This window comes from Plantactinospora mayteni, assembly GCF_016862935.1.
Classification (GTDB): Bacteria; Actinomycetota; Actinomycetes; order Mycobacteriales; family Micromonosporaceae; genus Plantactinospora; species Plantactinospora mayteni.
The window spans coordinates 22720-36137 of sequence record NZ_BONX01000053.1; the positions used below are offsets into that span (position 1 = coordinate 22720).

General features: G+C 70.7%; 10 protein-coding genes. 7 read left to right on the forward strand and 3 right to left on the reverse strand.

Annotation, left to right across the window (positions count from 1 at the left end; translation table 11 throughout):
* The first annotated feature begins 4 nt into the window (after nucleotides 1–4).
* On the forward strand, nucleotides 5–1891 hold the full coding sequence (locus Pma05_RS34450; RefSeq protein WP_203861705.1) for a DUF2207 family protein: 1887 nt from the start codon (nucleotides 5–7) through the stop codon (nucleotides 1889–1891).
* 100 nt (nucleotides 1892–1991) lie between these two features.
* Here Pma05_RS34450 and Pma05_RS34455 read toward each other — a convergent pair whose 3' ends face one another.
* Nucleotides 1992–3332 carry a TolB-like translocation protein gene (locus Pma05_RS34455; RefSeq protein ID WP_203861706.1) on the reverse strand — a complete coding sequence of 447 codons (1341 nt, stop codon included), beginning with the start codon at nucleotides 3330–3332 and terminating at the stop codon, nucleotides 1992–1994.
* A gap of 270 nt (nucleotides 3333–3602) precedes the next feature.
* On the opposite strand from Pma05_RS34455, the gene Pma05_RS34460 reads away from it, so the two are divergent.
* Nucleotides 3603–3809: a helix-turn-helix domain-containing protein gene (locus tag Pma05_RS34460; RefSeq protein ID WP_239313738.1), complete on the forward strand. Its 207-nt coding sequence runs from the start codon at nucleotides 3603–3605 to the stop codon at nucleotides 3807–3809.
* Between the two features lie 43 nt (nucleotides 3810–3852).
* On the opposite strand, the gene Pma05_RS34465 is transcribed toward Pma05_RS34460, so the two are convergent.
* Complete coding sequence (locus Pma05_RS34465; protein ID WP_203861708.1) at nucleotides 3853–5307, reverse strand: MFS transporter; 1455 nt, start codon at nucleotides 5305–5307, stop codon at nucleotides 3853–3855.
* A gap of 187 nt (nucleotides 5308–5494) precedes the next feature.
* Between Pma05_RS34465 and Pma05_RS34470 the strand changes: the two genes are divergently transcribed.
* A complete protein-coding gene (locus tag Pma05_RS34470; RefSeq protein WP_239313700.1) occupies nucleotides 5495–6211 on the forward strand; it encodes an AraC family transcriptional regulator in 717 nt (238 codons plus the stop codon).
* A 194-nt stretch (nucleotides 6212–6405) separates the two neighbouring features.
* On the opposite strand, the gene Pma05_RS34475 is transcribed toward Pma05_RS34470, so the two are convergent.
* Entirely contained in the window at nucleotides 6406–7452 is a 1047-nt protein-coding gene (locus Pma05_RS34475; RefSeq protein WP_203861710.1) for a LacI family DNA-binding transcriptional regulator, read from the reverse strand.
* Between the two features lie 225 nt (nucleotides 7453–7677).
* On the opposite strand from Pma05_RS34475, the gene Pma05_RS34480 reads away from it, so the two are divergent.
* The 4 genes from Pma05_RS34480 to Pma05_RS34495 are packed head-to-tail and all read left to right on the forward strand — an operon-like array spanning nucleotide 7678 to nucleotide 13393.
* Nucleotides 7678–8592: a carbohydrate ABC transporter permease gene (locus Pma05_RS34480; protein WP_203861711.1), complete on the forward strand. Its 915-nt coding sequence runs from the start codon at nucleotides 7678–7680 to the stop codon at nucleotides 8590–8592.
* Complete coding sequence (locus tag Pma05_RS34485; protein WP_203861712.1) at nucleotides 8589–9410, forward strand: carbohydrate ABC transporter permease; 822 nt, start codon at nucleotides 8589–8591, stop codon at nucleotides 9408–9410. Before Pma05_RS34480 ends, Pma05_RS34485 begins: the two co-directional genes overlap by 4 nt.
* Nucleotides 9407–12103 carry an alpha-L-rhamnosidase gene (locus tag Pma05_RS34490; RefSeq protein WP_203861713.1) on the forward strand — a complete coding sequence of 899 codons (2697 nt, stop codon included), beginning with the start codon at nucleotides 9407–9409 and terminating at the stop codon, nucleotides 12101–12103. The genes Pma05_RS34485 and Pma05_RS34490 overlap by 4 nt, the downstream gene beginning before the upstream one ends.
* Nucleotides 12104–12130: 27 nt before the next feature.
* A complete protein-coding gene (locus Pma05_RS34495) occupies nucleotides 12131–13393 on the forward strand; it encodes an ABC transporter substrate-binding protein (RefSeq protein WP_203861714.1) in 1263 nt (420 codons plus the stop codon).
* The last annotated feature ends 25 nt before the right edge of the window (nucleotides 13394–13418 follow it).

The following is a 13418-nucleotide window of genomic DNA, read 5'->3' on the forward strand; positions in this document are numbered from 1 at the left end:
CACGATGAACCCCGTTGACCTGGCCATCGAGCTGGGGCTGCCGGTGGCGGTCCTCGCCGTCTGGACCGCCGTCTACCTGACCGCCCGGCTGCTCACCCGGCCGGTCACCCCCTCCGCCGCCCCGGCCTCGATGGAACTGCCCGGCCCGGAGTCCCCGGCGGTGGTCAGCCTGCTGGTCAACCGGTGGAGCATCACCGTCGACGCCGCCGAGTCGACCCTGCTCGACCTCGCCGCCCGGGGCTATCTCGAACTGCGGCAGGCCGGACCCGATCCGCGCGACAGTACCGTGCATCCGACCGGCCGCAGCGACGGGCTGAACAGCTACGAGCGGCAGGTCCTCGACCGGGTGACCGAGCGCGCGGTCGGTGGGGTGGTGCCGTTGACCGCGCTGGCCTTCGCCGACGAGAAGCGCGCCGCGAACTGGTCGGGTTCGCTGGGCCGGGCGGTCATCGCCGAGGCCCGCCAGCGCGGTCTGACCCGGCGCAGGTTTCCCCGGAGCCTGGCCACCGCGCTCGGGGTACTCGGCGGGATCGCCGGACTCGGTGTCGCGGCCGGCGCCTACCACTACCTGTCCCGGACCGGGGACACCGACCGGTGGGAAGGGGTGGCCGTCGCCTTCTTCGTCACGACGACGATCCTGTCCACCGTCGCCGGACGGAACATGGGCGAACGGGACACCCCGCAGGGTCGGGCCGTCGCCGCCCGCTGGCTCGGCCTACGCGGATGGCTGGCCGGGCACGAGGCGTTCGCCGACCTGCCTCCCGCGGCCGTGACGGTCTGGGGCCGCTACCTGCCGTACGGCGCCGCGCTCGGCGTCACCCGGGTGGCCTCGCAGGTCGTCCACCTCGGCCTGGCCGACCGGAGCCGCCTCTGGTCGGCGTACGGCGGCACCTGGCGCCAGGTCGACGTCAGCTACCCGCACACCCTGCCACGGTACGGCCAGTCGCTCGGTTGGCCCGCCGTTCGCGCGTTGGGTGCCGTCGGGTTCGGCTGGTCGCTCCTCGGCGTCGTCGGACCGGCGCTGCTCGGGGGAGAGAGCACAACTGCCACCGACCCGGGCGAGGACCTGCTCGGCCGTTGGCTCACGCCGTGGCGGCACCTTCCCGACCTGGACCCGGTCACCCTCGGCGTCATGCTGGTCGGGCTGGCCCTGCTCGGCTACGCCGGGTACACAATGATCCGGGTGTTCGTCGACCTGTCGACGCCGGCTACGGTCTCCGGCGAGGTGATCTGGCATCAGATGTGGCGGTTCACCACGCCGGAGAACAGCAGCGAGCGGATACCGGTCAACTACTACCTGGTCATCGACGACGGCCGGTCCGACCGGACCCGGGCCTGGATCCTGCCCAAGGAGATCGCCGGCCAGTGCGAACTGGGTGACGTGGTCAGCGCACGGGTCCGGCGGTGGACCCGCCGGGTCAAGAAGGTCACCGTGCTACGGGCGGCCCGCCGCGTGCCGGCCGTGGTCGAGGCCCCGACCGGCACGCCGACCGCGGCAAACCTGGGCGCGGAGACCCTGCTGACCGTCGACGAACTCGGCGCCGCGGTGGGTCGCCAGGTGCGACCGGACCGGACCGCGGGCCACGTCAAGGACAAGCGATTCGGGTACGCCAACTTCAACGACCTGGCGGGCAGATCGGCGGTCTCGGTGAGTGTGGTCCACGGCCGGTCCGGTCGACTGATCATGGTCATCGGCAAGGGAACCGGGCAACCACTGCCGACACCACAGGGCGACGAGGCGTACCTCGCCAGGGACCGGGTGGTGGGCCGTCGGGGCGACGTGGTGGTCATGCTCCAGCCGGGGCAGGGCGTCACCGCCACCCAACTGGCCGGGCTGCTTCCGGTCGCGCTGGCGCGGGCCGCCGACCAGAGCGCCGCCCGGACACCCTGACGACGCCGCGCCCGGACGCACGCTGACGGCACTGCGCCCGGACGCACGCTGACGGCACTGCGCCCGGAAGCGCTGACCACGGGGCTTTCCGGGCGTCCGGTCAGCTCCGTGTGCCGTGCGGGTCCCAGACGAACACGTCCTGTGCCTCGTTGCTGTCGGCGGGAACGAGGTTGGAGGCGGCGGACGTGAACACGACGTGCCGGCCATCTCCGCTGACCTGGCCCGGCAGCACACTGCCGTTGCCCTGGACGCCTGCGGTGGAGACGCTGACCCGGATCGTGCGGTGGGTTCGACGATCGTGGAGGAACATGTCCAGATCCTGGTTGGTGTCGCCCCGGACCAGGTTCGTCGCGGGCGAACTGAACGCGACGTACTGACCGTCGGCGCTGATGGACGGGCCGCGACCGGCCGCGTCGGCCTGGATGCCGCCGGACGACACGCTGACGAGGCGGGTGGTTCCGGCCCGGCGGTCCCGGACGAACACGTCCGGGAAGCCGTTGGTGTCGCCGGGCACCAGGTTGAGGGCGAAGGAGGTGAACGCCACGTACCGGCCGTCCGCGCTGATCGCCGGGCTGCGGCTGCCAAGCTCCGGTGCCGGCCCGACCGCCTCCGCCTCGTCGTCGGTGAGGCTGACCCGGCTCGTCACCCCGGTCCGCCGGTCGTGGACGAACACGTCCGGCGACTCGTTGGTGTCGCCGGGCACCAGGTTGGCGGCGTCCGACGAAAAGGCGACGAACCGGCCGTCCGCCGAGATCGCGGACTCCTGGCTCAACTGGTTGCCCTGCACACCGAGACTCGACACACTCACCCGGCTGGTGACTCCCCTTCGGAGGTCGCGGACGAAGACGTCCGCGGCGCCGTTCGTGTCGTCGGGGACCAGAGTGGACGCCCACGAGACGAAGGCGACGAACCGGCCGTCCGCGCTGATCCGCGCACCGCTGGCGCCGCCGTTGTCGGCCTGGAGACCGTCGGTGGAGACGCTGACGATCCGGGTGGTGCCGGTACGTCGGTCGTGGACGAACACATCCGGTTCGTCGTTCGTGTCGCCGGGGACGAGGTTCGACGCCCTGGAGGTGAACGCCACGAAGCGCCCATCGGTACTGAGGACGGGCTCCACGCTCCAGCCGTTGCCCTGGACTCCGTCGCTGGCGACGCTCACCCGCGTGGTGGTGCCGGCCGCGCGGTCCCGGACGAACACGTCGGCGTCCTCGTTGGTGTCCCCGGACACGAGATTCGAGGCGTACGACGAGAAGGAGACGTACCGCCCGTCCCCGTTTGTCGCGCCGTCGAAGGCGAGGCTGTTCCCCTGCTCGCCAGTGCCGGAGACACTGACCCGGGTCGTCGTACCGCGACCCTCCGTCGAGGAGTCGAGGGTTCCGCCGGCTCCCACGGGTGGCAGGGTCAACGTCGCCACCATGGCCAACGACAACGTGATGGTCATCGGGGCTTCACCTCCAGTCGATCCGTCCACGTTCCCGCGAGCGGATCGCCCGGGCAAGACTGACTGACTGGCCGCACAGACATTCAGTTGACGCCAAATGAAGTCCCCGCAGACCCGCCACTGTGGTCCAGTTGGGTCAATCGGACCGGATGGTCACCTGGTGGGCGTACGAGTTTCCGCTGCTCGCCGTGCTGGCCCGGGCCCGTACGCCGCCAGCGTATGTGGTCACGCTTCGGCTCACAGATCGGGCTGACGCCCAAACGCGCCGCCATGCTGGTCCGCTTCGACCACGCCGTGCACCGCCTGGTCCGAGGAGACAGCCCTGCCCGGGTGGCAGCGGACGGCGGCTATGCCGATCAGTCCCACCTGTACAGCGAGGTCCGCGCGTTCACCGGGACAACCCCCAGCGCCGCCGCGAGCGAGCCATGGTTGGCCGTCGACGACAGAGCCTGGCCAGCAGACGCCGACGCGGCCTGACCGGCCGGCACCATGAGCGGCCGTCGGCACCGCCGTACCACCCTCACCGCCGTTTGCGTGGCAGAGCGCTGAGGAGGGGCGGGGACTCCCAGGCGGGTTCCCCGCGACCCTGCCAGCGTTCCAGGTCCGGCGTCTCCAGGCGTGGCCGGCCCGACAGGTACAGCGCGGATGCGCCGACGAGCCCGACGGCGGCGATGCCGAGACAGATCCAGAGCGCGTCGCGGGTACCGGAGGTCTGGTCGTTGCCGAGGGTTCCGGCGAGGAACACCAGGATCGGGGCGGTCAGGAACGCGGTCACGGCCCGCAGCAGCTCGATCAGGGCGAAGACCCGTTGCAGCATTCTCGCCCGCAGGGACAGGCCGGCCAGGAACAGGGCCGGCGAGACCGCCGCCGCCACGCCCAGCCCGAGCAGGCCGGTGACCGCCGCGAGGGTGGGACCGACCGCCGGGAGTGCGGCCAGCAGCAACGCCGCGGACGCCACCACCATCAGCAGTCCGCCGGCGGTCAGTACCGGGGTGAACCGGGTCCGGAACAATGCCGCGAAGAGTCCGGCGATCGCGATGGCGGCGACGAACTCGGGGAGGAAGATGAGCGCCGTGGTGGTGGGTGTGCTGGCGGTACGGAGCACCGCCAGGAGCAGTTCCATCGCGCCGAAGGCGGCGGCACTGGTGGTGAGGGCGGCGAAGATCCCGGCCAGCGGGACCGAGGTGGCGAGCGCCTTCACCGGTACGAGCGGGTTGTGCAGCCGGTACTCGTAGACCACCAGGAACGCGATCAGGGCGACTCCGGTGACGAGGGGGACCACCGACTGCACGTCGGCGCGCATGCTGGCGAGCAGTTGGCCCGCGCCGTAGAAGGACGCGCCGCAGCCGGTGACGCCCAGCACCAGCGCGACGATGTCCCAGGGCGCGCTGGGGTCCTGGGGCGGGGTGTCGCGGAACGTGAGTACGGAGAAGAGCAGCGCCAGTCCGGCCACCGCCGCGACGCCCCAGAACAGCAGTCGCCAGCCACCCGCGGCAGCCTGTAGCGCGCCGATGGTCGGGCCGATGGCCACGGCGCCGAAGATGCACAGGTTCAGGATTCCGGCGCTGATCGGCATCTTGGCCGCCGGCCAGGAGATGACCAGCGGGGGTAGCGCGGCGATCAGCATCAGGCTGGTCAGCAGCCCCTGGGCGATGAAGGCCGTGATGAAGACCGGCGCGTTCGGGGCCCAGGCGGCGAGTACGGACGCGACGAAGAAGCAGACCTCGTAGCCGAGGAGCATTCGTCGCGGCGGGAGGTGCAGGGCGAACTGCGCGGCCAGCAGGGTGCCGACGGCGTACGCCCCGGCGGAGAGGCTGGCGACGACCAGCAGCGCGGGGCGGGAGATGCCGAGGCTCGCGGAGATGAGTTCCCCGAGCGGAAGGACTGCCACCGTCAGGACCAGGTACGGGACCAGGGAACAGACGACGAGGGCGACCGCCCCCGGATAACTGTCTGCGAGAGGTCCCTGGCGCACCTGCGCGCCTTACCCACGGTAGCCCTGGGTAAACCGAGGCTCGTAACATGGCAGTATGCGACCTGTCGGGCGGGTTCGTGTCGCTGGGACCGTGGTGGACATCGCGGTCCCGGCAGGTTCGGGCCCGATGGCCGGAGTCAGCATGGCCGGCTTTCGCGGTCGAGCCGAGGATTCGGTCGAGCTTCGGATGGTTCCGTACCCCGCGATCACGATGTTCATCGACTTCGGCGACGCGCTGCTCGTCGACGACGCCAGTGGTACGCGGAAGCGAGGCGGTGTCATCGTCGGCCCCGGCCTGGGCAGCGTTCGAGGGAGCGGGCGCGATGTCGACCTTCTACAGGTACGGCTCTCGCCGGTGGTCGCGCACGCGGTGCTGGGTGCCTCGTTCGAGTTAGCCGCGACCGTGGTCGCCCTCGAGGATCTGTGGGGCCGTGACGCCGAGCGAATGCGGGAGCAAGTTCGCGCTGCCGGGTCGTGGGACGACCGGTTCGCGGTCATGACGGCCGCGCTCGCGCGGCGGCGTGCGGCGGGCCGGGCGGTGGATCCGGAGGTCGCCTTCATCTGGCGGCAGATGATGACGAGCCGGGGGCGGGTTCGGGTCGAGCGACTGGCGGCCGAGGTGGGATGGAGCCGTAGGCGGTTGTGGTCCCGATTCCGGTCCCAGATCGGTCTTACCCCAAAGCGCGCCGCGACGCTGGTCCGGTTCGACCACGTGGCGCACCGCCTCGCCGCCGGGCACAGCGCCGCCCTGGTGGCGGCGGAGGGTGGCTTTGTCGATCAGTCCCACCTGTGTCGGGATGTCATGGCCTTTGCCGGGATGACACCCGCAGCCGTGGCGGCCGCGCCGTGGCTCGCGTTCGACGACGTCGCGTGGCCGGCGCGGGAGCGGGCGCTCGGGGTGTGACTGCGGGCCGGCGTTGTCGCGTGCCCGAAAGGACGGCCCGCCGCTACCCGCCCAGGCAGTGAACTACCCGACCAGGCACTGAACTACCCGACCACGGACTGGACACGAGACCATAGCCGACCACCCCGGCGTGCACGATGTGGATAACGTTACCCGTGGTCGACTCGGATGCGGGAGATGTCCGGGGACGGCAGTTAGGGCGCGGGTGGCGGGGCGGTGGTGTGCCGGGTGACGAGGGTGGGGGAGAGCCTCACCTGCGCGGCGGGCCGCTGCCGGTCGACGATGCGGTCGAGCAGCAGTCGGGCGGCGTTGGCGCCGATCTGGTGACCGGCCTGGTCGACGCTGGTCAGGGAGATGGGGCGGAAGGCGGCGAAGGTGGTGTTGTCGTACCCGGCGACGGAGATGTCCTCGGGCACCCGCAGACCGGCCTCGGCGATGGCGTCGAGGGCGCCCATGGCGACGATGTCCGCGCCGGCGAAGATGGCGGTCGGCCGGACCGGCCGGGCGAGTAGTTGTTGGGCGCCGAGATAGCCGCCGTCCTGGGTGTAGGTGGTGGAGGCGATGTCGATCTCGTCCGCGAGACCCCGGGCCCGCATCGCCTGTTGGTAGCCCGCGGCGCGGATGGCGTTGGGCATCTCGGCGAGGCAGTCCCGGTCGGTCTCGTGGTGCTCGATGTGCGCGATCCGGGTGTGGCCGAGGTCGGCGAGATGATCCACGACCAGCGCGGCGCCGGCGAAATCGTCGTCGGCGACGCTGTCGTAGGCCCGCGACCGGCCGTGTCGACCGACGACGACGGTGGGCACGGTCGCGGCGACGTGGTCGAGGTGGGCGCGCGTCGAGATCGGTGCGATGAGGATCAGGCCGTCCATGCTGCGGTCGATCATGGCGTGGGTGACCTTGGCCTCGGCCTCCCGGCCGTTGCAGCCCGGCCCGAGCAGGACCTGGTAGTCGGTGTCGGCGAGGTGGTCGGTGAGCCCGTCGAGGATCTCGGCGAAGAACGGGTTGCGGATGTTGGGCAGCATCACGCCGATGGTGTAGGTCTGGCCGCGCATGCCCCGCGCGGCGGCGTTGGGCCGGTAGCCGAGTTCGGCGATCGCCTGCCGCACCCGGTCCCGCATCTTCGGGCTGACGCCGTACGCGTTGCGTAGCACCTTCGACACTGCGGTCGTGGAGACCTGGGCGTGTTGGGCGACGTCGACGATGGTGATCCGCCGGGGTGGCGGCGCTACGGGGGTATCCATCCGGGGGGCCTCCCGGGCAACCAGGGGTGGGGAACGTTGCCTGGGGAGTTTAATCGGTTCATCTCCCGGCCGACAGGCCGGCCTCTTGACGTCAAACTCGTGAACTTCTAGGGTCAGGCGCAACATCTTGGAAAACGTTGCCCACTCACTCTCCGTGTTGTCGTGCTGTAGAAGCCCTCGGTACGGCGCCCCGGATGAAACGTTCCAAGGAAGTAGATCCAACGGATGACAACTATCCCGAAAAGACATAACCGGGAACGCCGCCTGGGCTCGGGCAGCATCCCCCCGTGGTGGTTCGCGGCGCCGGCGATGCTGCTGTTCGCCTTCGTGGTCCTGATCCCGAGCGCCCGTGGCATCTACTACGCCTTCACCGACTGGGACGGCCTGAGCCCGGACTTCTCCTGGGTCGGGTTCGGCAACTTCACCGACATGGTCGGCGACCCGAACGCCCGGCAGGCGGTCTGGCACACCCTCGTCCTCGCGGTGGCGATCACGATCATCCAGAACGGGTTCGGGCTGCTGCTCGCGCTCGGCGTCAACACGATGATCAAATCGCGGAACGTGCTGCGGGTGCTCCTGTTCGCCCCCGCGGTGATCACCCCGATCGTGACCGCCTACCTGTGGCGCAACCTGCTGGGACCGGACGGCGCGGTGAACAGCCTGCTCGGCGCGGTCGGGCTCGAATCGTGGCGGCAGGACTGGCTGGGCGACCCGCAACTCGCGCTGTGGGCGATCGTCGGCGTGATCGTGTGGCAGTTCGCCGGCTACTCGATGGTGATCTTCCTGGCCGGGCTTCAGTCGGTGCCGAGGGAGATCTACGAGGCCGCCGCGATCGACGGCACCGGACCGGTACGCCGGTTCTGGTGGGTGGTCCGACCGCTGCTCGCCCCGGCGTTCACGATCAACCTGATGCTCTCCATCATCGGCGGGATCAAGCTGTTCGACCAGGTGTACGCGCTGACCGGGGGCGGCCCCGGGCACGCCACCGACACGATCTCGACGCTGATCTACAAGGACGCGTTCACCCTCGGCGAGTTCGGCTACAGCATCGCCCTCGCGGTCGTGCTGACGATCATCGTCGCGGTCGCCTCGACCAGCCAGTATTTCGTGCTGTCCCGCAACGAGAGGGCGGCGTCGTGAACCGCTACCGCTGGCGCACCTTCGTCCTGGAGCTGGTGATGATCGCGGTCGCGCTGGTCGTCGCCTTCCCGGTGTACGTGCTGGTCAACCTGGCGATCCGGCCAACCTCCGACACCTCGTCGCCGATCCGGCCGACCACCAGCCCCACCCTGGACAACCTCACCCAGGCGTGGCAGGAGGGCGGGCTCGGCGGCGCGCTGGCCAACAGCGTACTGGTGACCACCGCCAGCGTACTGATCGTGCTCGCGGTCTCCTCGCTGGCCGCGTACCCGCTGGCCCGGGCGACCGCCAGGTGGTCACGGGGGATGTTCCTACTGATCCTGCTGGGGCTGATCCTGCCGTTCCAACTCGCCGCGCTGCCGCTCTACCAGACGATGCGCGACCTCGGCCTGCTCGGCAGCGTCTGGGCGCTGGTCCTGTTCTACGCCGGGCTCCAGGTGCCGTTCACCACGTTCCTCTACGTCGGCTTTATGCGGGCGCTGCCCCGCGACTTCGAGGACGCCGCGCTGATCGACGGCTGCCGGCCGCTGGAGGTCTTCCGGTACGTCGTCTTCCCGATGCTCAAGCCGATCACGGTGACCGCCCTGGTGCTCAACGCGATCGCGGTGTGGAACGACTTCTTCACCCCGCTGCTCTACCTGTCCGGCAGCGACCAGCAGACCGTACCCGTGGCGTTGGCCGGCTTCGTCGGCCAGTTCGTCTCGGACTGGAACCTCATCTTCGCCGCGCTCGTGATCAGCGTCGTGCCGATCCTGGCCGTCTACTTCGCGCTGCAACGCAGCATCATCAACGGATTCGCCGGAGGGCTGAAGGGATGACACCCTACGGCCTGACGACGGAACAGCGGCACGAGCCCCTCGGAGTAGACCCGCCACGCCCACGACTGTCCTGGAAGCTGGAGTCGGCGCGGCACGGCGCGGCGCAGAGCGCGTACCGGATCACCGCGGCCGAGCGCGCGACGGACCTGGACGATCCGGACCGGCTGGTCTGGGACAGCGGGCGGCGGGAGTCCGTGGACAGCATCGGGGTGCCGTGGGACGGTCCGGTGCTGCGGTCGGCGGCCCGCTACCACTGGCGGGTCGAGGTCTGGGACGAGACCGGCGCCCCGGCCGGGTGTGCCCAGACCTGGTTCGAGACGGGCCTGCTGCACCCCGACGACTGGACCGCAGTGTGGGTGGGCCGGGATCCGCTCGCGCTGCCGCACGCCGACCCGCCCGGCGACGACGTGCAGACCGAGTCGTCGCTGGTGGCGCCGCCGCTGTACCTGCGCCACGAGTTCCACCTGACCCGGCCGCCGGTGCGCGCCCGCCTCTACGCCACCGCCCGTGGCGTCTACGAGCCACGGCTCAACGGCACCCGCGTCGGCGACCTGGAACTGGCGCCGGGCTGGACGGAATACCACCACCGGCAGCAGTACCAGAGCTACGACGTCACCGACCAGCTCCGCGAGGGCGTCAACGTGCTCGCCGCGATCGTCGCGGACGGCTGGTGGTGCGGGTTCGTCGGCTTCGACGCCCGCCGCCCGGCCCGGCACTACGGCGACCAGCCGGCCTTCCTGGCCCAGTTGGTCGTCGACTTCGCCGACGGCTCCCGGCAGGTGGTCGGCACCGGTGCGGGCTGGACCGAGCGTCCGGGTGCGATCCGGGTCGCCGACCTGCTGATGGGCGAGCAGGTCGACGCCCGCCAGCACGTGCCGGGCTGGGACACCGTCGGCGAGCCCGACGGGTTCGTCCCGGCCGGGGTGCTCGACCCCGCGCCCGGGCCGCTGGTGGCCGAGCCGGACGAGCCGATCCGGGTCACCGGGGAGTTGCCCGCCGTGCAGGTGCGCCGGACCGGGCCGGGCCGGTTCGTCGTCGACTTCGGTCAGAACCTGGTCGGCCGGGTCCGCCTCACCCTCCGCGACGTCACGGCGGGGCGGCGGATCGTGTTGCGCCACGCCGAGGTACTCGACGGCGGCGAACTGTACCTGGACAATCTGCGCCGCGCCCGGGCCACCGACGTCTACGTCACGGCCGACGACCCGGTGCAGGTCTTCGAGCCCCGGTTCACCTTCCACGGCTTCCGCTATCTGGAGGTCGACAACCACCCGGGCGAGCTGCTCGGCGCGGACGTGACCGCGCGGGTGCTGCACAACGACACTCCGTTCACCGGCCGGTTCGAGTGCTCCGACCCGATGGTCAACCAGTTGCAGTCGAACATCACCTGGGGGCAGCGGGGCAACTTCCTGGCGGTACCGACCGACTGCCCGCAGCGGGACGAGCGGCTGGGCTGGCTGGCCGACGCGCAGATCTTCGCGCCCACCGCGAGCCGTAACGCCGACGTGTCGGCCTTCTTCGCCCGCTGGCTGCGTGACGTGGTCGACGGGCAGGACGCCGACGGCGCGTTCCGGGACGTCGCCCCGGTCGTCTCCGTCACCCGCGAGGCCGCACCCGGCTGGGGCGACGCGGGCGTGATCATCCCCTGGCACCTCTGGCGCACGTACGGCGACCGCCGCACCCTGGAACGCACCTTCGACGCGATGCTGGCCTGGGTCCACCACGTGCACCGGCACAACCCGGACCTGCGGTGGCGGCACCGTACCGGCAACTCCTACGGCGACTGGCTCCAGGTCGACGCGTACACCCCTCGGGACGTGCTGGCGACGGCGTACTTCGCGCACAGCGCCCAGCTCGTCGCGCAGGCGGCGGAGGTGCTGGGCCGGTACGACGAGGCGACCGAGCTGCGGGAGCTGCACCGGGGTATCCGCGCCGCCTTCATCGACTCCTATCTGGACGAAGACGGCACGGTCGAGGGCGGCACCCAGACCGGGTACCTGCTCGCGCTGGCGTTCGGGTTGGTGCCGGAGCGGCTGGTGCCGGCGGCGGTCGGGCACCTGGCCGCCGACATCGAGAAGCGGGACCACCGGCTCAGTACCGGATTCGTCGGGGTGGCGCTGCTCTGCCCGGTACTGGCCGAGCACGGCCGGGCCGACCTCGCCTACGCCCTGCTGCACCAGGACGAATACCCGTCCTGGGGGTACTCGATCCGGCATGGCGCCACCACGATCTGGGAGCGCTGGGACGGCTGGACCGACCACGCCGGGTTCCAGTCGCCGGCGATGAACTCGTTCAACCACTACAGCCTGGGCAGCGTCGGCGACTGGCTCTTCGGCCGGGTTGCCGGCATCGACCAGACCGCGTCGTCGGTGGCGTACCGCGAACTGCTGCTCCGGCCGCTGCCCGGCGGCCGGCTGAGCTGGGCCCGGGCCGAGCAGGAGACCGTACGGGGACGTGTCGCCTGCGGCTGGTCCATCGAAGAGGGCCGGATCACCGTGACCGCCGCGGTGCCGCCCGGCAGCACCGCACTACTGGAGATCCCGACCTCCGACCCGGAGAGCGTCCGTGCGGACGGCGCACCCGTGGCCGGTCGGCCGGGAGTTCTCGGGGTCGAGCCGGCAGCCGTTGGGGTCACCCTGCGGCTGGCGTCCGGCCGCTACACCGTCAGCGCCGCAGCACCCGGCGCGGCCACCTAACCGCTCCTTTCCCCCATGGGAGTCACCATGAAGATACGCACCCTCCCGGCCGTGGTAGCGGCCGTCACCGCGGCGAGCCTGCTCGCCGCGTGCAGCAGCGGTACCAACGCCGGCTCCGGCGGCGACGGCAACACCCTGACCCTCGCCTCGGTCGACCAGGGCTCGATCGAGGACGTCGTCAAGGCGTTCGAGGCGGCCAATCCCGGCGTGAAGGTCACCTTCACCACCAGCGGCGCCGACCAGTACCAGCAGCAGATCCGTACCCAGTTGGCCTCCGGTACCGCCCCGGACGTGATGACGGTGTGGCCGGGCAACGGCAACCCGGGCGCCACCTACGTGCTGGCCAAGCCGGGCTACCTGCTGGACCTGTCCGACCAGCCGTGGGCGGCCAAGCTGCCGGACGCGGTCCGCAGCGTCGCCCAGTACGAGGGCAAGACCTACAACGCGCTCTTCGGCCTCAACGGCATCGGCGCGCTCTACAACGAGCAGGCGATGGAGAAGGCCGGGCTGAAGCCGCCGGGCACCTGGACCGATCTGCTGGCCTTCTGCAAGGCGGCCACCGCCAAGGGCACTCCCGCGTTCGCCCTCGGCATCCAGGACAACTGGGTCACCCAACTCGTCCTGTACGCGTTGGTCGCCACCACCGTCTACTCCGCCGACCGGGACTTCGACACCAAGATGCAGGCCGGCCAGGCCAGCTTCGCCAACTCGCCGTGGACGGCCGCGATGGCGAAATACCAGGAGATGCAGAAGAGCGGCTGCTTCCAGAAGAATCCGCTCGGTACCAGCTACGAGGCCAGCCAGGAACTCGCCGCCACCGGCAAGACCCTCGGCATCATCCAGGGCAACTGGGTCGTCGCCCTGCTGAAGGGCAAGAACCCGTCGAGCACCTACATCCTCAAGCCGCTGCCCGCCACCGACGACTCCGCGTCGTTCTTCATGCCCGCCGCGGCCGGCGCCGGCTACGGGGTGAACGCCAAGGCGAAGAACAGGGAACTCGCGCTGAAGTTCGTCAACTTCGTCATGTCGCCGGAGGGTATGAAGGTGTTCAACGGCAAGCAGGGCAGCCTGCCGTCCCTGCCGGACAGCGGCTCCACCGTGGATCCGGGTATCGCCGAGCTGAACACGTTCATCCAGGGGAACCGGACCGTGCCGTTCATGGACCAGCTCTGGCCCAACGCCAAGGTGCAGCAGACCATGCTCGCCGGCCTACAGGAGATCTTCAGCAACCAGTCCACCCCGGACAAGGTCCTCGCGGCGATGGACGCCGACTACAAGGCCGGCAGCTAACCCCGAAGGCTCCATCCCGCACCGG

Bases quoted from the DNA above. Each gene is read 5' to 3' on its own strand.
- Pma05_RS34450 (WP_203861705.1), top strand. From the start codon at position 5: ATGAACCCCGTTGACCTGGCCATCGAGCTGGGGCTGCCGGTGGCGGTC.
- Pma05_RS34455 (WP_203861706.1), bottom strand. From the start codon at position 3,332: ATGACCATCACGTTGTCGTTGGCCATGGTGGCGACGTTGACCCTGCCA.
- Pma05_RS34460 (WP_239313738.1), top strand. From the start codon at position 3,603: ATGCTGGTCCGCTTCGACCACGCCGTGCACCGCCTGGTCCGAGGAGAC.
- Pma05_RS34470 (WP_239313700.1), top strand. From the start codon at position 5,495: ATGGTTCCGTACCCCGCGATCACGATGTTCATCGACTTCGGCGACGCG.
- Pma05_RS34475 (WP_203861710.1), bottom strand. From the start codon at position 7,452: ATGGATACCCCCGTAGCGCCGCCACCCCGGCGGATCACCATCGTCGAC.
- Pma05_RS34480 (WP_203861711.1), top strand. From the start codon at position 7,678: ATGACAACTATCCCGAAAAGACATAACCGGGAACGCCGCCTGGGCTCG.
- Pma05_RS34490 (WP_203861713.1), top strand. From the start codon at position 9,407: ATGACACCCTACGGCCTGACGACGGAACAGCGGCACGAGCCCCTCGGA.
- Pma05_RS34495 (WP_203861714.1), top strand. From the start codon at position 12,131: ATGAAGATACGCACCCTCCCGGCCGTGGTAGCGGCCGTCACCGCGGCG.